The 19,433-nt window shown below is 52.6% G+C and carries 15 protein-coding genes and 1 other annotated feature; of the genes, 10 read left to right on the forward strand and 5 right to left on the reverse strand.

Features of this window, described 5'->3' with window-relative positions; all coding sequences use genetic code 11:
* The first annotated feature begins 125 nt into the window (after nucleotides 1-125).
* Nucleotides 126-2,021 carry a glucose PTS transporter subunit IIA gene (locus tag CGZ75_RS03565; RefSeq protein WP_089522901.1) on the forward strand — a complete coding sequence of 632 codons (1,896 nt, stop codon included), beginning with the start codon at nucleotides 126-128 and terminating at the stop codon, nucleotides 2,019-2,021.
* A complete protein-coding gene (ptsP, locus tag CGZ75_RS03570; protein WP_089522902.1) occupies nucleotides 2,018-3,784 on the forward strand; it encodes a phosphoenolpyruvate--protein phosphotransferase in 1,767 nt (588 codons plus the stop codon). Before CGZ75_RS03565 ends, ptsP begins: the two co-directional genes overlap by 4 nt.
* Nucleotides 3,785-3,934: 150 nt before the next feature.
* Here ptsP and CGZ75_RS03575 read toward each other — a convergent pair whose 3' ends face one another.
* Nucleotides 3,935-4,459, reverse strand: coding sequence for a type 1 glutamine amidotransferase domain-containing protein (locus tag CGZ75_RS03575; protein WP_089522903.1), 525 nt, complete (start codon nucleotides 4,457-4,459; stop codon nucleotides 3,935-3,937).
* A gap of 280 nt (nucleotides 4,460-4,739) precedes the next feature.
* Here CGZ75_RS03575 and CGZ75_RS03580 point away from each other — a divergent pair, with 280 nt between their 5' ends.
* From CGZ75_RS03580 to CGZ75_RS03595, 4 genes are all read left to right on the forward strand, one after another.
* Entirely contained in the window at nucleotides 4,740-5,156 is a 417-nt protein-coding gene (locus CGZ75_RS03580; RefSeq protein ID WP_342745639.1) for a hypothetical protein, read from the forward strand.
* Between the two features lie 53 nt (nucleotides 5,157-5,209).
* Complete coding sequence (ytxJ, locus tag CGZ75_RS03585) at nucleotides 5,210-5,548, forward strand: bacillithiol system redox-active protein YtxJ (RefSeq protein WP_089522904.1); 339 nt, start codon at nucleotides 5,210-5,212, stop codon at nucleotides 5,546-5,548.
* Nucleotides 5,549-5,641: 93 nt separating this feature from the next.
* Nucleotides 5,642-6,652 carry a catabolite control protein A gene (gene ccpA / locus CGZ75_RS03590; RefSeq protein ID WP_089522905.1) on the forward strand — a complete coding sequence of 337 codons (1,011 nt, stop codon included), beginning with the start codon at nucleotides 5,642-5,644 and terminating at the stop codon, nucleotides 6,650-6,652.
* Complete coding sequence (locus CGZ75_RS03595) at nucleotides 6,649-7,353, forward strand: 5'-methylthioadenosine/adenosylhomocysteine nucleosidase (protein WP_089522906.1); 705 nt, start codon at nucleotides 6,649-6,651, stop codon at nucleotides 7,351-7,353. Before ccpA ends, CGZ75_RS03595 begins: the two co-directional genes overlap by 4 nt.
* A gap of 105 nt (nucleotides 7,354-7,458) precedes the next feature.
* Here the strand turns inward: CGZ75_RS03595 and CGZ75_RS03600 are convergent, their stop codons facing one another.
* Together CGZ75_RS03600 and CGZ75_RS03605 are read right to left on the reverse strand one after the other, a co-directional pair.
* Nucleotides 7,459-8,640, reverse strand: a complete 1,182-nt coding sequence (locus CGZ75_RS03600; RefSeq protein WP_089522907.1) for an acetoin utilization protein AcuC — start codon at nucleotides 8,638-8,640, stop codon at nucleotides 7,459-7,461.
* Between the two features lie 19 nt (nucleotides 8,641-8,659).
* The gene (locus CGZ75_RS03605) at nucleotides 8,660-9,292 is read right to left on the reverse strand and encodes a GNAT family N-acetyltransferase (protein ID WP_089522908.1); all 633 of its coding nucleotides are present in this window, start codon (nucleotides 9,290-9,292) and stop codon (nucleotides 8,660-8,662) included.
* 277 nt (nucleotides 9,293-9,569) lie between these two features.
* On the opposite strand from CGZ75_RS03605, the gene acsA reads away from it, so the two are divergent.
* Entirely contained in the window at nucleotides 9,570-11,291 is a 1,722-nt protein-coding gene (gene acsA, locus CGZ75_RS03610) for an acetate--CoA ligase (RefSeq protein WP_089522909.1), read from the forward strand.
* A gap of 80 nt (nucleotides 11,292-11,371) precedes the next feature.
* On the opposite strand, the gene CGZ75_RS03615 is transcribed toward acsA, so the two are convergent.
* Nucleotides 11,372-14,425 (reverse strand): transglycosylase domain-containing protein, encoded by a 3,054-nt coding sequence (locus CGZ75_RS03615; RefSeq protein ID WP_089522910.1) that lies wholly within the window; start codon nucleotides 14,423-14,425, stop codon nucleotides 11,372-11,374.
* A 202-nt stretch (nucleotides 14,426-14,627) separates the two neighbouring features.
* Nucleotides 14,628-14,886: a binding site (T-box leader), on the forward strand.
* 52 nt (nucleotides 14,887-14,938) lie between these two features.
* On the opposite strand from CGZ75_RS03615, the gene tyrS reads away from it, so the two are divergent.
* The 3 genes from tyrS (at nucleotide 14,939) to CGZ75_RS03630 (ending at nucleotide 18,416) form a co-directional block, all read left to right on the forward strand.
* Complete coding sequence (gene tyrS / locus CGZ75_RS03620; protein ID WP_089522911.1) at nucleotides 14,939-16,213, forward strand: tyrosine--tRNA ligase; 1,275 nt, start codon at nucleotides 14,939-14,941, stop codon at nucleotides 16,211-16,213.
* Between the two features lie 89 nt (nucleotides 16,214-16,302).
* A complete protein-coding gene (locus CGZ75_RS03625; RefSeq protein ID WP_089522912.1) occupies nucleotides 16,303-16,842 on the forward strand; it encodes an NfeD family membrane protein in 540 nt (179 codons plus the stop codon).
* Nucleotides 16,842-18,416, forward strand: a complete 1,575-nt coding sequence (locus CGZ75_RS03630; RefSeq protein WP_089522913.1) for a flotillin lipid rafts scaffold protein FloT — start codon at nucleotides 16,842-16,844, stop codon at nucleotides 18,414-18,416. The genes CGZ75_RS03625 and CGZ75_RS03630 overlap by 1 nt, the downstream gene beginning before the upstream one ends.
* A gap of 156 nt (nucleotides 18,417-18,572) precedes the next feature.
* Here CGZ75_RS03630 and rpsD read toward each other — a convergent pair whose 3' ends face one another.
* A complete protein-coding gene (gene rpsD, locus CGZ75_RS03635) occupies nucleotides 18,573-19,178 on the reverse strand; it encodes a 30S ribosomal protein S4 (RefSeq protein WP_089522914.1) in 606 nt (201 codons plus the stop codon).
* Nucleotides 19,179-19,433 lie beyond the last annotated feature (255 nt).

Raw genomic sequence — 19,433 nt, forward strand, 5'->3', positions numbered from 1 at the left:
AGCGGCAGCGGGATAGCGATTCAGGCAGGCCATTTTGCGGCCTGCCTTCTTTCTTTTGACAAAGGGGAGTCTGTCGCTTACGATAATTCCGGTAACTATCACTGTGGCAGAAAAGGAGGAACAGCATGAACTTCATGGGCAATCTTCAGCAGCTCGGCCGTGCCGTCATGCTGCCGACGATTATTCTGCCCGCAGCGGCAATCTGCTTAAGCTTAAGCATGCTTCCATGGGATGTGCTGGGCCTTCCCATGTTATCCGACTATTTATCCGTCGCGGGTAAATCGCTGTTTGTATTTTTGCCCTACTTATTCGCTGTAGGAGTAGCTTGGGGAACGTCCAGCAATGGCGGCGCAGCTGCGTTATCGGCGCTTGCGGGCATGTTCATTTATACCGGGATCGTACAATTTAGTCATTATGAGATTCAACCAACTGTTCTTATCGGCGCTCTGATCGGTATGCTCTCCGGGTACAGTTACGAACGTTTTAAATCTATCCGGCTGCCAGAGTACATACAATTTTTTGGGGGACCTCGTTTTGTCCCTTTGTTCGTCAGTTTCGTCTGTGTGCTTTTCTCCATGCTGATGGTCGGCATCGCTCCTTCTCTCAGCAGAGGGCTCGTATTGCTAGGCGACGTCGTTTCTTCCGCTGGAGGCTTTGGCGTGTTTCTCTATGGCTTCCTGCATAGGATTCTCGTCGTATTCGGGCTGCATCATCTATTGAATCATGTGTTCTGGTTCCAGGTCGGCGGCTTTAAAATGGACGATGGCAACATGGTGTATGGTGATCTGCCGCGGTTTTTCGCAGGTGATCCCACGGCTGGAGTGTTCATGGCAGGCTTATACCCGACGATGATGTTCGCCTTGCCGGCAATCGCGATCGCGATTATACAAGAAGCCAGGGAGGATCTTAAACCGAAGATTAAGCGCACTTTTCTCACTGCGGCGCTGGCTTCTTTCTTGACAGGTGTGTCGGAGCCCGTGGAGTTCGCCTTCCTGTTTGTTGCGCCGTATCTTTTTGTCATCCATGCTTTTCTTTCAGGCATCATTATGTGGGTTACATACGAACTTGGCATCCTGCATGGCTTCTCGTTCTCAGCCGGCGCGATTGATTATGTACTCAATATGCATTTAGCGACCAAGGGTTGGCTGCTTCTTCCACTAGGCATCGTCGTGTTTATCTTGTATTATGTCCTTTTCCGATGGGCGATTCGGCGATTCCAGATCCCGACTCCCGGCCGCGAGGAAGGTTCGGCGTTGGACGACTGGGCGAGCGATATTCCTTATCGCGCTCCGCTCATTTTGCAGGCCATGGGTGGCAAAGAGAACCTGGAAACATTGGAAGCCTGCATCACTCGATTGCGCATTAAAGTTCGCAATGAACGGCTGATGGATAACGCCGCTTTACGTGATCTAGGTGCTGCTGGCGTCATTCGGCTTGGCGGCGGCAATGTGCAAGTTGTGTTTGGCACCTTCTCCGAGCTGATTCGCGAGGAAATGGTCAAAACGATGCAGCGCGACCATGCAAGGGTACTGTTCAGCTCGCCTGTACAGGGCAAGATGATTCCGTTGGACGAAGTGCCTGACCCTATTTTCTCCGGCAAACTTGTCGGTGATGGTGTGGCGTTCCTGCCTGATCGGGGGGAGCTGGTTGCGCCGGTGAAAGGCGAGGTCATCTTGCTTTATCCCACGATGCATGCCATCGGTTTGCGCACAGAAGAAGGGCTGGAAGTGTTGATGCATATCGGCATCGATACTTCAACGCTCAAGGATGAGGATTATTTTCACGCGGCGGTCAAAGAAGGGGATGAAGTTACCCCTGGGCAACTGCTTATATCATTTGATGTTCAGCGTCTGCGCAAAACCGGAAAGTCGTTGGCAACGCCGATGGTCATTACGAATCCCCAGCTCGTACGTTCGTGGGGCTATGGACCTTTCAAGCCGGTGAAACGCGGTCAGACGGCCGTTATGTCCGTCACGTTGCGCGAGCACGAGCACAGTAATGTTGGAGGGAAACGCTCATGATTCAGGGAATAGGAGCTTCTACAGGTATCGCGATCGGCAAATGTTTTGTGCTTCCGAATTGGGAGTGGGACCTGCCGGAGCAAAAAATCGACGTCGCGGATCTGGCAAGGGAGTTCGAGCGTCTCTATGAAGGCATCCGGACCTCGAAGGTAGAAATCGAGCAGATGAAGGATGAGCTCAGCGAGGTCGTCGGGCCCGAGGAGAGAAGCATTTTCGACGCTCATCTTGCGATTCTTGAGGATCCGGTTTTTATGAACGAGATTCAGGGCATGATCGAGCGCCAATATAAAGCAGCCGAGGTGGCGGTCAAGGAAGCGATCGACCACTTCGTGACGATGTTTGATCTACTAGATGATGAATATATGAAGGAGCGTGCGCTGGACATTCGTGATGTCGGCAATCGCCTGCTTAAACATCTGCTGGGAGCGCCGGAGATTACTTTGCCTTCGGATACGCAGCCTTATATTTTGGTAGCCAAGGAGCTTTCACCTTCCCAGCTTGCGCACCTCAATCCAAGCAATGTTTTGGGCATCGCTACATTCGTAGGGAGCACCACATCCCACTCGGCCATTATGGCTAGAGCTCTCGGTATCCCGCTTGTAGTCGCTGTGGAAAGCGAGCTGGAGGAGACGGTGGTGACGGGGGATTTGCTGATCATCGACGGTAGCAGCGGCATCGTTGAGCTCAAGCCCACTGTGGAGCAGATCCGCGCCTATACGAAGCTGAAGCAGCAACAGGAAGAAGAGCATAATCGGCTGCGAGGTCTGGCCCATTTTGACCCGTCGACCCCTGACGGAAAAACGCTGCGCCTGTCGGCCAACATCAGCTCGCTCAAGGAGCTGGAGATTGCGCTTTCCAGCGGGGCTTATGGAGTTGGGCTGTTCCGCACGGAATTTCTTTATATGGACAGGACTCGGTTTCCTAAGGAAGAAGAGCAGTTCGAAGTCTATCGCAGCGTAGCCGAAAAGCTTGAGGGTGGGCCTCTAGTCATCCGTACGCTCGACATCGGTGGCGACAAACATCTCGATTATTTTGAGCTGCCGGAGGAGGAGAACCCGTTTCTCGGTTATCGCGCGATCCGGATCAGCCTTGACCGTAGGGACCTTTTCCGTACACAGCTTAAAGCGATTCTGCGAGCCTCTCATTACGGAGATGTGAAGGTCATGTACCCGCTCATCTCCTCCGTAGAGGAGGTTCGCGAAGCGAATGGGGTGCTGCGGGAAGCGATGGAGGAGCTTGATCGGGAAGGCAAGCCGTACAATCGGTCGATGGAAACCGGCGTCATGATTGAGCTGCCTGCAGCGGTGATGATTGCAGAGCTGCTCGCTCGCGAGGTGGACTTTTTCAGCATCGGAACCAATGATCTCGTCCAGTTCACGCTTGCAGTGGACCGTATGAACGACAAAATTTCTCACCTCTATGAGCCGTTCCATCCCGCTGTGCTGCGCATGCTGCGGATAACAGTAGAGGCAGGCCGCCGACAAGGCATATCGGTCGGTGTATGTGGAGAGCTGGCTGGAGATCCGGCTGCTCTGCCGATTTGGCTCGGCCTCAATGTAGATGGACTCAGCATGTCCTCGCATTCCATTCTGCAGGTCAAGGAGAGACTGCTGCGCACGCAGCAGGAGGAAAGCAAGGCTGTACTCCAGCATGTTATGGCTAGCAGTACATCAGCCGAAATCAAACGGCTATTGCGGGAGTTCCAGGGTGAAGTTGATTCGCAAGAGGAGCAAGCCGGAGTTGGCGACCCTCTTCGCAGTTAAAGAGAGTTCTCCCTGCAGATGACGCTACGTAAGTTGGTTCGAGCAGCGAGTTCCGTTGTTGAATTGCACCAAAAGAGCCTTGCCGAATAACAGGCAAGGCTCTTAATATAGGCTGGACCCGTAGCATGATGACCGGGCGCAGGGAGCCAATTAACGATTTTTCAGCGCATCAACAAACGCTTTGGCGTAAGGTGGAAGATCGGGCGGACGGCGTGCCGAGATCAGGTTTCCATCCACGACGACGGCTTCATCGAACCAGGTCGCTCCGGCATTTTCCATATCGTCCCGGATGCCAGGAGTCGAGGTTACCTTGCGTCCTTGCAAAATTTTAGCAGAGACCAGTACCCAGCCAGCATGGCAGATCTGGCCAATTGGCTTGCCGCTGCGGTCCATCTCCTGGACGAGGCGCAGTACCTCAGGATAGCGGCGGATTTTATCCGGCGCCCAGCCGCCCGGCACGAGCAAGCCATCGATGGAGGAAGCATCCATCTCCTCATAGGAAAGATCGGCTGTGGCGGGAACACCATATTTACCGATGTGAGTTTTGCCCTTTTGCGGACCCGCGAATTCAACAATTGCACCTTCCTCCCGTACCCGATAAACAGGATACCAGAGCTCAAGATCCTCGAATTCATCGTCAAGCAAGCATATGACACGTTTACCTTGTAGAGTCATTCTAGTCATTCCTCCTCTTTGGGCTATTGTACGGGAGGAGCAAGGATAAAATCAAACCGTGTCAAGCTGTGTCAAATAGGCTGCATTTACAGAAAATGCTTGCAAGCGACCAGCAGGAATTATCGCGAAAAAGGTCGAAGTAAGGGAGAGGCTGTTAGATGAAACGCTGAACGGCTGTATCAGCGTCGCGGATAATCGACGGAATCATTTCCAACTTTACGTAGCATCGTTGATGTTACTGAAGGGCGCGACGCCTTGTTGATGATGAAGGAGTGGACCAATGATGCATAAAACCTGTACTTGCGGCCACGCGATGAACATGAAGCTGCGAACGGTCATCTATTCGGGCAAGGTCGAGATCGACAATGTGCCTATTTATTCTTGCCCTTCTTGCAGCCGCAGCGAAGTGTTGCCTGAAGTGAAGCCGGATCTGACCGGATTGATCGGGCAACTGGGCGAAGAGCCTGCCAAACAGACTCTTTTGTTTAATGAGCTCAATGAATGGGCAGATTTATTGGTAGAGGCCTGCTCGAAGCGAAGAACGCCTGATTTGACTGCTGTTCAGCAAATTATTGATGAGCGTATTGATTCCTTGCTGGAACTGCTGCTCCTGGCAAGCTCAGTTGGCGATGAAGCCTGGAGGCTTGAAATTGAGAAGAGGCTGTCACAGCTAAGTCGCTGCACGTTGAATACATAAACAGGCGACATCCTAACACAGATGGTTATTTTTCATAAGGAGAGTGGGATGAAATGAGCTATATTTCCCTGGAGAAGATAGAAGACTGGAATAAAATATTGGAGCAATCCCATGAGAAGCCGGTGCTTGTGTTCAAGCATAGCACTCGTTGCTCGGTAAGCGCGGAGGCGCATGAAGCTTGGCTGCACTGGATTGAAAAATCCAAAGGCGAAGCGGTTGATACCGCGATGGTTCGTGTAGTGGAGGAACGCCCTGTGTCAAACGCGATCGAAGAGCAGCTAGGTGTCAAGCATGCGTCTCCGCAAGCGATTTTGGTCCGCGGCGGTAAGGCTGAATGGCATACGTCCCATTGGAATATTACGGAAACAGCGCTTGTCGACAATGTGCGCTGACATTGCATAAGCCCTTTAATTATCGTATGATTACCCTAATATAAAGGGCATAATGCTGCCTATAAATTTCATTACAATTGGAGAGAAGGAACCGTGACTGTAACCATTTATGATGTTGCAAGAGAAGCGGGAGTGTCTATGGCTACAGTCTCCCGCGTCGTCAACAATAACCCGAATGTTAAACCTCAAACCCGTAAAAAGGTTTATGAAGCTATTGAAAGATTAGGCTACCGGCCTAATGCCGTTGCCCGTGGTCTGGCTAGCAAAAAAACGACTACGGTCGGAGTCGTAATCCCGGATATTTCCAACTCCAACTTTGCAGAGGTTGCTCGCGGCATCGAGGATATTGCGAATATGTACCATTACAATATCATTCTTTGCAATGCGGACAAGCGTAAGGACAAAGAGATCCGCGTCATCAACACGCTTCTGGAGAAGCAAGTTGACGGCTTACTGTTCATGGGCGGAGCTGTGACGGAGGAGCATGTGCAGGCGTTCAAGACAGCCAATGTACCTGTAGTCCTGTGTGCAACGACGGATGAGGAGAACAAGATCCCTTCGGTCGACATCAACCATGAGGAAGCGGCTTATGATGCAGTTAATGTGCTGCTGAGCCAAGGCCATAAAGATATCGCGATGATCAGCGGTACGCTGCAGGATCCATCCAACGGTTATGCTCGTTACTACGGGTTTAAGAGAGCGATGGAGGAGGCTGGCATTCCTGAGCGCGAAGAGTTCGTACGGGTAGGCAACTACCGTTATGAGTCCGGTGTAGAAGCTATGAATTACTTCTTAGACCAGGACAAGCACCCTACCGCTGTATTTGCAGCAACGGATGAGATGGCAATTGGAGCGATCCATGCCATTCAGGACAAAGGACTTCGTGTACCAGAGGATATTTCGGTTATCAGCGTAGACAACAGCCGCATGGCCTCCATGGTCCGTCCGCAGCTGTCTGCCGTTGCACAGCCGATGTATGATATTGGTGCGGTATCCATGCGCCTGCTCACTAAGCTCATGAAAAAGGAACAAGTTGAAGAGATCAAAGTTATTCTTCCTCATGAAGTGGTCAAGCGTCAATCCGTAGGAACAATACAAGGATGAAGTACGCCACGGTTGGAATTATCGGTGCAATGAAAGAAGAGCTTGAACTGCTGTACAGCAGCGCTGGGATGGAGTCTGAGACGGTCAAGGCGGGTATGAGCTTTCGTCGGGGCGTGCTGCATGGGCAGCCTATAATTGCCGTCCAGTCAGGCGTCGGCAAGGTCAACGCCGCTGTATGTACGCAAGCTTTGATTGATCTTGGGGCGGATTGTGTACTGTTCACAGGTGTAGCCGGCGCAATTGATCCAGAGCTGCAAATCGGGGATATCGTCGTATCTACCGCTAGCATACAGCATGATATGGACGTTACGCCGCTAGGCTTCCAGCCAGGCGTCATTCCTTATCAAGAGATCTCGACTTTCCCTGCTGATCCAGAGCTTGTCGAGCTTGCGGCGGGAGCCGGTGCGAGAGCGGCCAAAGGCAAGGCCATCCGCGGCATCGTGCTTTCGGGCGATCAGTTCATTGCGAGCCGGGAGAAGGTACAGAGCTTGAGAGAAGGATTCCATGGAGCTTGCGCCGAGATGGAAGGCGCTGCAGTTGCGCAAGTTTGCCATATGAATGGCATTCCGTATGTTGTCATCCGGTCCATGTCTGACCAGGCTGACGGCAGCGCGCATATGAACTTCGCCGAGTTCACCGTGCTGGCAGCGAACCAATCCTTCGCCGTTATTGAAGATATGATTCGCAGCTTGCAAAAATAGACCTTACAGGCTTTCCAACAGCCGCCATTTCCTGTGAAGGAATTGGCGGCTGTTTTGTTATACCCGGACAAAGGTCGGCATACTTCTGAATTGGCATCGAGAGACTTAAAAGTCCTGAGCGGATGTTTCCCACATATGACGGTTCTGACGGGTAATTTCCTCGCGACGTGGCATCGGCTCCCAGCTTCCGGTATCGTCCAGCCAGAGGCCAGGCAGCGGCTCAGGAGAGCGAGGCTGCCAGTGATCCAGCCAGAGACCTGGGAGCTCTGATTTGTGGCCTGACGGCGCAGTGAGGTGGGAGACGAGTGGATGCTCCGACATGACGAGCCAGACGAGCGACCAGGCACGCGGCACGACCCGCCATAGGTCATAACCTCCGCCGCCGAGGGCGACCCAGCGTCCGCCGCACAGCTCATGTGCGAGATCGTGGATGATGCGGGGCATCTCGAGGTAGATTTGCATACTGCACTGGATATGGGACAGAGGATCAAAAGCATGGGCGTCGCAGCCATGCTGACTGACGATCAGATCCGGCTTGAAGGCGCGTGCGACCTTGGTGACGGATTCCGTGAAGCATTCTAACCAGGATTCATCCTCGGTGTACGGCTGGACAGGGATGTTACAGCAAGAACCAAAACCTTTGTCCAGTCCCTTTTCATGCGTGAAGCCTGTGCCTGGAAAGAGATATTTGCCGGTCTCGTGGATGGAGTATGTGAACACATCAGGATCTTCATAAAAGGCATATTGCACGCCATCTCCATGGTGCACATCTGTATCGATATAAAGGATGCGAGCCCCATACTTGCGGCGCACGGCAGCGATCGCGATGGCGGCATCGTTATACACGCAGAACCCGGAGCCATGCCCCGGGAAAGCATGATGCAAGCCTCCCCCCATATGATACGCATGTTGCGCCTGCCCCGACATAACAGCTTCCGCAGCGGCGATTGAGCCGCCTGTAATAGCTGCCCCCGCCTCATGCATGCCTTTAAAAAAAGGTGTTTCCTCCGTTGTCAGTCCGTATCTTCCGGCGAGCCGCAGCGCTTCTGGCGCGGGAGCGGCCTCGCTAAGTTGTTTGACCGCCTCGAGGTAATCGGGACGATGAATGAGCGCAATATCGGCTTCGGAAGCCGGATGTGCTTCCATAATGGCGTCGGAGGGGAGGGCGTTTAAAGCCTCAAGCAGCGTTTGCGCCAACTCCAGCCTCAGCGGATTGAAAGGATGCTCCTCATTGAATTTGTAAAGGTTTGCGCCTGAAGATTGGATATAGACGGCTTTATCCTTCATGTTCTTCCTCCTGCATCCATCAATACATGAATCTTTGTCTGAAGCGCACTCGATCGAATTGCTCCACCGAACTCAGCGGGACATCCTTGCCGATCTTAACCATGAGACAATTAGCGGGATGGGAGCAGATTTCGGGATCATCCGTAGCAAACCAGACCATACCGACCGATTTCATAAGCTTCTCCATCATGCTCCTATATTCCCATATGCCGAGCCCGGTACCTTTGAGGTCCCAGTGCCAGTAATATTCAGTTGTAAACACAATATAGTTCTCCAGGCGGCTATCTTCAAAAGAATGCTGGATCATCTTTTTGCCAAGGCCAATCGAACGATATTCGGCGGCTACCTCTATCGCGCCAAGCTCGATCAGATCGACCATGCCGCCTTCGGACCAGCGCTCCATCTCATCGGCATAATGAAACGTTACATACCCGACGATCGTATCGCCATCGCGCGTTATAATGATCCGGCCTTCCTCGAGACCGGCAATTTCGACAAGAGCCTCCAACTGATCCTTCGGTCTGCGGAAAGCGTCCAGACCAGGGTGCATGGAGCAGTCGGCTAGGCGGGAAGGCTCTACCGGCCCCTCCAATACGAGCTCTCGCTCTTCAAAAGGGATGACACGGGAATGGTAACGCTTGATATGTTCCAACGTTATCGCTCCTCTAACACTTAATGGCGGCCTATTCTCCGAACGGAGGGCTGCGCCTCTTATCACTTATAGCAGAAAAAGCAGCTTATGAAAAGAACAAGCGTCACATCCAGCAGCTACCTTTTGTGTTAAAAGGGGGTAAATATCTAAGAAAAGTAGGCGCATACATTTCCATATATGCTATACTACTAAAGTGATGAACGACGTTTCACCTATTGTTTGAAAGCGTATTCGATTGGCCGAATCAAAACGACGACGACGATGGAAGGTGATTAGCATGTCGATTGACCACCAGGAAAGACTTTCAGTTACTGCAGCTTCCCCAAACATGAAGAATTATGAGGAGGCCTATGCTTCCTTCGATTGGAACGAAGTAGAGAAGCACTTTACATGGCATAAGACAGGCAAAATCAATATGGCGCACGAAGCTATCGACCGCCATATTGCAGAGGGCCGAGGCCAGAAGGTCGCTCTGCATTACAGCGATCCGCAGCGGGACGAGTCCTATACGTATGAGCAGCTCAGCGTGCTTTCGAACCAGTTCTCCAACGTACTGCGTAAGCTAGGCATGGCCAAGGGAGAGCGCCTATTCATCTTCATGCCGCGTTCGCCGGAGCTGTATGTAGCCCTTCTAGGTTCGCTCAAAATCGGTGCCGTCGTAGGCCCGCTGTTCGAAGCTTTCATGGAAACTGCGGTTAAGGACAGGTTGATTGACAGCTCCGCCACCGCCATCGTAACGACGCCTGCGCTGCTGCCGCGCATCAAGCGCGACGAGCTGCCGGAACTCAAGCATATTATCGTTGTCTCCCCGGATGAGGCTCCGGAGGGCACGATTTCTTATAAGGACGAGATGGCCTCAGCATCGGAAGAAGCCGAGATCGAGTGGCTGGACCGCGAGGACGGCCTGCTCATTCACTATACGTCCGGATCGACGGGCAAGCCGAAGGGTGTCTTCCATGTACAGAATGCGATGCTTCAGCATCTGCATACGGGACGCGTTGTACTTGATCTTAAGGAAGACGATATCTACTGGTGTACCGCAGATCCAGGTTGGGTAACGGGAACCTCTTACGGGATTTTTGCTCCTTGGCTTAACGGAGCGACCAACGTTGTCCGCGGTGGACGTTTCAGTCCGCAAGACTGGTATCGCACGCTGCAGCGTTATGGAGTAACGGTCTGGTACAGCGCTCCGACCGCATTCCGCATGCTCATGGGTGCAGGAGACGATGTTGTGTCTCAGTTCGACCTGTCCAGCCTGCGCCATGTGCTTAGCGTCGGCGAGCCGCTTAATCCGGAAGTTGTGCGCTGGGGGGCCAAAGTATATGGCCAGCGCATCCACGATACGTGGTGGATGACTGAAACCGGAGGTCAGCTGATTTGCAACTACCCAGCGATGGATATCAAGCCGGGCTCCATGGGGCGGCCAGTACCGGGTGTACAGGCTGCAATCATCGATGATGCTGGCAATGAGCTGCCGCCATATCGGATGGGCAATTTGGCGGTGCGCACACCATGGCCTTCCATGATGCGCAAAGTATGGAACAATCCAGCTAAGTATGAGGAATATTTCCGTATTCCAGGCTGGTACATTTCCGGCGACTCTGCCTATCAAGATGAGGACGGATACTTCTGGTTCCAGGGCCGCATCGATGATGTGATCAATACGGCTGGCGAGCGGGTTGGCCCGTTTGAGGTGGAGAGCAAGCTTGTGGAGCATCCTGCTGTTGCTGAGGCAGGCGTTATCGGCAAACCAGATCCGATGCGAGGCGAGATTATTAAGGCGTTTATTTCGCTCCGTGAGGGTTATGAGCCATCCGATGAGCTTAAGGCTGAAATCTCCAAGTTCGTCAAGGAAGGGCTGTCCGCTCACGCATCTCCGCGCGAGATCGAGTTCAAGGACAAACTTCCAAAGACACGCAGCGGCAAGATCATGCGGCGCGTGCTCAAAGCGTGGGAGCTTAATCTCCCGACAGGTGACCTTTCAACTATTGAAGATTAATAGCTCTTATAATTAGTTAAACTCAAAAACAGCCGCCATCCCCTCAGGGGATGGCGGCTGTTTTATTTCCTAAGGTATTGTTAGCTTGCGCTCCATGTCACGGCGGATGAGAAACCGGATTCTCCGGTAGCATTCATCGCAGTTATGCGGAAGGTACCGGTTGTAATTGGGGCGACGTACTCAAAGCTCGTGTTGGCGGTCGCTCCAATGTACTGGAAGCTACCGTCATTGCCGGCGCTGTAGTAGACCTGATAGGAGGTCACGCCATCCGTTGACTCGTTGCCGCTCCACTGAAGCATGACGCCGGTACCGGTGCCGGAGGCACTCAGGCCGCTAGGAGCAGCGGGAACGCCGTCGGTCTGAGGCGAGTCTCCACCTGGTAATTGAGTATCAGGGAGCTCATTCCAGCCTCCTGGGCTAACGGTTTGACTGCGACCAGATTCGCGGCCGGCAACATCAACTGCTGTAACAAAATACGAAGTGCCGAAACCGCCAGATCGATCTACGAACGCCAGCGAATCGCCGCTCAGGATGGAATCTCCGTATTTAGCGAAACCGCCTGCGGTGGAACGGTACAGTCGATATCCGACGACATCGTTCTGTGGGCTGCCGGAGAAGGAAATGCGGTACGCTCCGTCTACCGCCTCAAGGGAGACATTCGTTGGCGCGGCTGGTGCCGCTCCGTCATCCCTGCGAGGGTCGAGCAAGGATGGAGCTTCATCATCCGCATCCTGCGGTACAAAAGCGGAGAGTGGTCTGCGGTACTCAGACGGCATAACGGACTGAGCTTTTTTGATTTCCTCCATCAGCTCGCCTAATGGCTTCTCACGACGAATCGTCGTTTTGGTGTAAACGAAGTCGGAAGGGGTACCTTCCTGAGCGATATAATTGACGCCGTTGTACTTGATGAAGCTCATTGCGCCAAGAACGTTATCCACCTTGACGGGAACAAATTTTTTGTTGAACCAGTCCGTTGTAAGCAATCCGCTCGAGCGAACCACGGAGCTTGGAAGCAATCCGCTGACGCTTGAGACGGTAGCTCTGATCAGACCATCCGGTTTAGGGAATTCTTTGGTTTTGAAAATCTCGCGACGATCCTTGACGGTTTCGTTCATAATTTCAGACCAAAGCGTACGTGCTCGGGATTGGGAAGCTTTGACGAGCGTATTTTTTTGCTCTTTGTAGCCGACCCATACGCCAAGCGTAACATCAGGGGAAAAGCCCATGAACCAGACATCACCATAGTCTTGGGTGGTGCCGGTTTTGCCCGCAATAGGGATTTCACCGTAGGCATTAAAGCTGCTAGAGAGACTACGACCCGTACCATTGCGACTAGAGATGACGGTACGCATCATATCTGTCATTAGGAAGGCAGTTTGCTCGGAATAAACTTTTTTTGGCGCTTGTTTATGCTCGTAGACGATATTTCCAGATGCATCGACAATTTTGCTGATCATAAATGGATCATTGTATTTGCCGCCATTCGGAATGGTGGCATAGGCGTTGGTAAGCTCCTCAACGGTTACCCCTTTGCTGAGACCGCCGATAACGCCGGTTTGGGCGCCTTTGTCCTCTGGCTGCAGGGTTGTAATCCCGAGCGAACGGGTGAACTCCCAAGCTTTGTCAATGGTAACTTTGTCGATGAATAACTTGAGTGCCGGGATGTTAAGCGAGCGGTTGAACGCATCCCGCGCGGTCACTAGTCCATAAAACTTTTTACTGGCATTCATCGGAATATGGTAACCCTTCTGACCGTCCTTGAGAATAATCGGCGAATCGTCTATGACGCTTGCCGGCTGGACTAGCCCTGCTTCAAGAGCGGGCAGGTAAGCGCCAAGCGGCTTCATCGCAGAGCCTGGCTGGCGAGTCATTTGGGTTGCATAGTTCATTTGCTCAATATTGAAATCGCGACCTTCCATCATGCCCAATATCGCGCCGGTATGATGGTCGATCATAATTGCAGCCGCCTGTTCGGGTCCCTTGGACTTGCTCGTCGGACCAAAGTTGTCCGGGTCGTTGGCGATCTCGCGCATATTGTTATAGATAACTTTGTCTATTGTTGTGTAAATCCGGTATCCAGAGCGCAGCAGCTGTTCGCGGGCGTTCTCCATAATTTCCGAATTTTCACTTTTGGCGAGATCTTGTTTTTTCAGCTTAGGATTTTGCTTGAGCGCCAAAATCTCGGCTGCTTCCCGTTCCGTTTCGAGCATTAAGTAAGGGAAGGTATTGTATGCCTTTTCTCGACGAGGTGCTAGTGAGGATTTCACATCAAAAGCAATCGCTTCGTCATGCTCAGCCTGTGTAATACGGCCGGTAAGGAGCATTTGGCCAAGGACCCGCTTTTGGCGCGACATCGCCCTATTAAAGCCTTTAGCGTTAAACTCACCTTTGCCATTAAATGCCGAGTAGGCGGAAGGAAGCTGAGGCAGACCTGCTAGGTAGGCCGATTGAGCCAGATTCAGCTTATTGAGATCGGAGATGTTGAAAATGCCGATCGCAGCTGACTTGATGCCGTACAAGTTATAGCCGGATGAACCATTGCCAAACGGCATCTTATTCAGATAAGCAGCCAGAATCTGTTCCTTACTTAAGTAACGTTCCATGCGGACAGCCAGTAGGATCTCCTTAAACTTCCGGCTATCGGTCCGGTCCAAGTTCAGAAAGACGCGCCGAGCTACCTGCTGAGTGAGCGTACTTCCTCCGGTCTGGACTTCTTCATTGAGCAGTTTTTGCTTAATGGCCCGTCCAAGCCCCTTGTAGTCAACACCGATATGAGAATAAAAATTGCTGTCCTCAGTCGCAAGCAGAGCATCAATGACAGACTGCGGGATATTATTCAAGTCAACCAGCCGCCGGTCTTCATCCGTCCTTAGCTGGCCTACCGGGGTGGTTCCGTCATTGAAGTAAACGAACCCGGTGAGGGAGTTCTCATTGACCTTGGCCTCCAGCTCGTTGCCGGGCCGTACAGGGTCGTCTTTGACCAGTGCGCCTACGTATCCTGTAGCTATTCCACCAGCAAACAAGGCGCCTGTGACACCGAAAATAAATAGCCATTTGGTCGTAGTCCAGACGACAAGGCCGAAAGTCCTCCAGCCGCTACGCGGCTTGCGGGGCTGTTCCTGCTCTTGAGCCATATATACGTATCCTCCTCCAAATCAAACAGAGTTATTATACCACATGTGCCATAAATCAGCACGAGCTAGTGGTTAGTATGGAATAAATAGGAATTTTCTGTCGATTGAGCAAATGCTGTCGGTTGACAGTCGCAGATTAGACATGATATAACTTGCTTCAACAAATCGCACTCTCCATTTCAGTGAGAGGTAGCGCATATCGTGAACGGCGTGGATGGGCATCCAGTAGCCGGACGTAGAAGCGGATCAGAGAGCCGGTGGTTGGTGTGAACCGGTGCGCAGTGTCCAGGCGAATTACAGCCCTGAGCCGGCCGGATGAGGCTGCTTGCAGCATGTAGTCCGGTCCCGGAAGTAGTTTTCCGTTATCTGCAACGAAGTGGGAGCATGCCGCTTTTCCGAACTCGGAATAGCTGCTGCTTCAACAAGGGTGGTACCGCGAGCTGATCCTTCTCGTCCCTTCGGACAAGAGGGATCTTTTTGTTTTCATTTTTTTGAAAAAGGGAGCTGAGCGGTATGAAAGAGCAGAATCAAACAGGGACACAGGAGCTTACAAAAGAGCAGATTGCGGAGGTAGAACGGCAGCTGTCGCTGCTGTCCCGAGGAGCGGCAGAAATTGTTCCCGCGGACGGGCTGCGGGCCAAGCTTAAGCAGTCGATCCTGAACGGACGCCCACTGAAGATTAAGCTAGGGCTGGACCCTTCGGCGCCGGACATCCACATTGGGCACACGGTCGTGCTGCAAAAGCTGAGACAGTTCCAAAGTTTCGGCCATCATGTGCAATTAATTATCGGAGATTTCACGGGCCGGATAGGCGATCCGACGGGCAAATCGGAGACGCGTAAACCACTGTCTGAAGAGGATGTACAACGCAACGCCCGGACATACCAGGAACAGATTTTCAAAGTGCTGGATCCCCAGCGGACTACGCTTTACTACAACTCAGAATGGCTGTCGCCGCTGCAGTTCAATGACATCCTGGCGCTGGCTGCCAAGCTGACGGTTGCACGGATGATGGAGCGGGATGATTTTACGAAGAGATTCCGCTCGGGCCAGCCGATTAGCATCCATGAGTTTTTCTACCCGCTTATGCAAGGTTACGATTCGGTCGTGCTGGAAACGGATATCGAGCTCGGCGGTACGGATCAGACGTTCAATGTGTTAATGGGTCGTCATCTGCAGAAGGAATACGGCAAATCGCAGCAGATCGCGATTACGATGCCGATTATTGAAGGCCTGGACGGCGTCCAGAAGATGAGCAAAAGTCTCGGCAACTACATCGGTATTGATGAGGAAGCGGGCGAGATGTTCGGCAAAGCAATGAGTATCCCGGATGCGCTTATGCCTAAATACTTTTCGCTGGCGACTGATCTGCCGGCAGGCGAGCTAGCCTCGCTGCTCAAAGGGTTGGAGGAAGAGACACTCCACCCGATGGAGGCCAAGCAGCTATTGGCGCATACGCTAGTCCGCCAGTACCACGGCAATGAGGCGGCTGATGCCGCTCAGGGCAGATTCCGGGAAGTGTTTCAGGAGCGCGTGCTGCCGGAACAGATCGATGAAGCTCTGCTTTCGACTACTGAACTAGAGGATGGGCGGATTAGGCTGACCCGACTGCTTACGCTGCTTGGCTTGGCTGCATCCGGCAGCGAGGCTCGGCGGAGCGTACAGCAGGGAGCAGTCCGCCTTGGCAGTGAGCGCCTCGAGGATGCGTCAGCAGAAATTACCGTCAAAGATGGAGACGTACTGCAAGTAGGCAGGCGCCGGATTGTGCGGATCAGGCTTGAAAATTAGTTAACTTGTCTTACTAGTGAAACATTTCCCCAGTTAGTGCGTATAGACAACGAGCGATTACAATCGCTTCCAAAAATGGGGGTGTGTAATTGGAGACGCTGTATATATCTTGTCTCGCCTTTGGCATCCTCTTCGCATTCGTCAGCGTTGTGCTGGGAGATATTCTCGGTTCGTTCCTGGATGGGGCACTTGATTTTCTGTCCGTGGATGGACCTGGTATCTTCCAGCCGGCTGCCATTGCTGGAGGCATAACGACCTTCGGAGGAGCGGGGCTCCTATTGGAGAGGTACGCTACGCTTGATGAGGGGGCCACCGTCTTGCTGGCGCTGTTGATCGCGGCTGCTGGCTCGATGTTTGTATTTTTCCTCTATGTGAGGCCAATGCGTAACACCGAAGCTACTTCAGGCTACTCCATGCAGGAGCTGGGAGGAGCGATCGGAGAGGTGATTACCTCCATTCCCGCGCAAGGATGTGGCGAAGTGCTGATCCGAATTGGAGCGGGCGTCACGAACCATACGGCGGAAAGCTTTGAAGGTAAGGATATTCCTACAGGCAGTCGTGTCGTTGTTGTCGAGGTAAAGTTGGATGTGCTTGCGGTCGCAACTATGGATGAAAGAGGGGAAATGTAATGCCGGACTATCTTATTATTCCTGTTATTGTTGTTGGAGTTTTCATCGTATTGGGTCTCGCTTTTTGGGCGCGTTACAAAACGGTCAGCCCGGATGAGGCGATGATTGTTACGGGTACTTATCTTGGTTCAAGTAATGTCGCATCGGATGACTCCGGTCGCCGAATCAAAATCGTGCGTGGTGGCGGCGCATTCATTCTGCCGATATTTCAACGGGCGGAGTTCCTCTCGCTGCTGTCCATGAAGCTTGACGTATCTACTCCTGAGGTCTATACGGAGCAGGGCGTTCCAGTTATGGCAGACGGCGTGGCGATCATCAAAATCGGCGGCTCGATCGAGGATGTAGCAACGGCAGCAGAGCAGTTCATGGGTAAACCGGTGGAAGCCCTGAAAAGTGAGGCGCAAGAAGTTCTCGAAGGCCATCTGCGAGCGATTCTCGGCTCGATGACGGTGGAAGAGGTTTACCGTAATCGGGACCGTTTTGCGCAAGAGGTTCAGTCGGTGGCTGCCAGGGACTTGAAAAAGATGGGGCTGCAGATCGTTTCCTTTACCATTAAGGATCTGCGCGACAAACATGGTTATCTCGACGCACTTGGTAAACCGCGTATCGCCGCTGTGAAGCGGGATGCGGAGATCGCCGAGGCGCAAGCGGTAAGAGACGCCCGAATCCAGAAGGCTATGGCCGAGGAGGAAGGGCAGAAGGCGGAGCTGCTGCGCGATACGAATATCGCAGAAGCGTCCAAGGAGAACCAGCTTAAGGTTGCTGCCTTCAAGCAGGTACAGGATACGGCCAAGGCCGAAGCCGATCAGGCTTATGCAATCCAGGAAGCGCGTATTAAGCAGAAGGTTGTTGAGGAGCAGATGCAGGTTGAGATCGTCCGCAAGGAACGGGAGATCGACTTGGAAACGAAGGAGATTCTGCGCCGCGAGAAGCAGTACGATTCCGAGGTGAAGAAAAAAGCTGACGCGGATCGCTACTCTGTCGTGCAAGCGGCTGAAGCCGAGAAAGAAAAGCAACTTCGTGCAGCTGATGCGATGAAATACCGCATTGAAGCGGAGGCTCATGCGATGGCGGAGCAGAAACGCCTTGAAGGTCAGGCGCTTGCCGATGCTGCGCGTGCTAGAGGTACTGCTGAGGCCGAGGTTATCCGGCTTCGCGGCTTGGCCGAGGCTGAAGCGAAGGAGAAGCTGGCGCAGGCATTTGAGAAGTTTGGCGAGGCGGCGGTACTGGACATTATCGTCAAAATGCTGCCTGAACTGGCCGGCAAAATAGCTGATCCGATCCGCGCTATCGATAAGCTGACAGTTGTAGATACCGGTAACGGAGCTGGAGCGGCGAAGCTTTCCAACTATGTGACGGAATTGATGGCTACTGCTCCCGAGATGCTGAAAAGCGTAGCCGGCATCGACGTCAACGAGCTGATGCGGAGTTTGACCTCCAAAAAGGCTTCAGCAACCGTCCAGGTCGAGCCGTCCAACAAAGGACGGGCAGCTGAGATTAGCCTTCCTGCGGCGCTTAGCGCCGCTGCAGCTGAGGTAATCGACAAGCCAAAGCCTGAGCCTGGCGCGATCTAATCCTTATACGATTTAAAGAGCCGCTTGCATTCAGCCTTTTCGCTGAAACGCAGGCGGCTCTTTTTGCAGCAAAACCAATCCACATAAAACAAAAACAGCTGGAGTCCCGAAGGACAACAGCTGCTTTTGTTGTGTACCACAGTCGCAAGAAAAATCTTAACGGCTGTAGAACTCGACGATTTGTTTTTCGTCGATGTCGGAGCTCAGCTCGCTACGCTCAGGCAGGCGAATGAACTTGCCTTCCATAGCTTGCTCGTTGAATTCCACGTAGCTCGGCAGGTGATGGCGACCTTCGATCGCTTCCTTAACGAGCTTCAGGGAACGGCTGCGCTCACGCAGGCCGATTACATCGCCAAGCTGTACTTGGTAGGACGCGATGTCGACTTTTTTGCCATTGACCGTGATATGGCCATGGGCAACCAGCTGACGAGCGCCTGCACGGGAGTTGGCGAATGCAAGACGGTAAACAAGGTTGTCAAGACGGCTCTCAAGCAGGAACATGAAGTTCTCGCCGGAAATACCTTTGATTTTGGAAGCTTTGTTGAACAGGTTACGGAATTGCTTCTCGTTAACACCGTACATGTGGCGGAGTTTTTGCTTCTCAGCCAATTGCAGACCGTAGCCGCTAACTTTTTTGCGTTGGCTCGCTTGGCCGTGCTGACCTGGAGGGAAAGCGCGTTTTGCGAGTTCTTTGCCAGTGCCGCTCAGGGAAATTCCGAGACGACGGCTAAGTTTAAACTTGGGACCTGTATAACGTGACATATTGGGTGTAGCTCCTTCTTCAAATGGAATGTTTGAAAAGGGTCCAACGTTTCGCCGAGTACTGCATGAACATGGACGAGCCATGACCTGAAGGGAGAGTTCAGCCGCTGTCCCCCCAGCTGCAGCACCCATGAGGGTGTCACAAAACCTTTGGCCTATATTCAACAACTAATATTAAAGGATTCTAGTATTCGATGTCAAGGTAAACGAGGTAAACCTGGTAAGCCTGGTAAACGGGGAAAACCGCTTTTGCCG

This window comes from Paenibacillus herberti, from assembly GCF_002233675.1.
Classification (GTDB): domain Bacteria; phylum Bacillota; class Bacilli; order Paenibacillales; family Paenibacillaceae; genus Paenibacillus_O; species Paenibacillus_O herberti.

Coding starts and splice junctions, on each gene's coding strand:
- ytxJ (WP_089522904.1), top strand. CDS start 5,210: ATGAGCTATATTTCCCTGGAGAAGATAGAAGACTGGAATAAAATATTG.
- CGZ75_RS03615 (WP_089522910.1), bottom strand. CDS start 14,425: ATGGCTCAAGAGCAGGAACAGCCCCGCAAGCCGCGTAGCGGCTGGAGG.
- acsA (WP_089522909.1), top strand. CDS start 9,570: ATGTCGATTGACCACCAGGAAAGACTTTCAGTTACTGCAGCTTCCCCA.
- tyrS (WP_089522911.1), top strand. CDS start 14,939: ATGAAAGAGCAGAATCAAACAGGGACACAGGAGCTTACAAAAGAGCAG.
- CGZ75_RS03630 (WP_089522913.1), top strand. CDS start 16,842: ATGCCGGACTATCTTATTATTCCTGTTATTGTTGTTGGAGTTTTCATC.
- rpsD (WP_089522914.1), bottom strand. CDS start 19,178: ATGTCACGTTATACAGGTCCCAAGTTTAAACTTAGCCGTCGTCTCGGA.
- CGZ75_RS03600 (WP_089522907.1), bottom strand. CDS start 8,640: ATGAAGGATAAAGCCGTCTATATCCAATCTTCAGGCGCAAACCTTTAC.
- CGZ75_RS03565 (WP_089522901.1), top strand. CDS start 126: ATGAACTTCATGGGCAATCTTCAGCAGCTCGGCCGTGCCGTCATGCTG.
- CGZ75_RS03575 (WP_089522903.1), bottom strand. CDS start 4,459: ATGACTCTACAAGGTAAACGTGTCATATGCTTGCTTGACGATGAATTC.
- CGZ75_RS03595 (WP_089522906.1), top strand. CDS start 6,649: ATGAAGTACGCCACGGTTGGAATTATCGGTGCAATGAAAGAAGAGCTT.
- ptsP (WP_089522902.1), top strand. CDS start 2,018: ATGATTCAGGGAATAGGAGCTTCTACAGGTATCGCGATCGGCAAATGT.
- CGZ75_RS03580 (WP_342745639.1), top strand. CDS start 4,740: ATGATGCATAAAACCTGTACTTGCGGCCACGCGATGAACATGAAGCTG.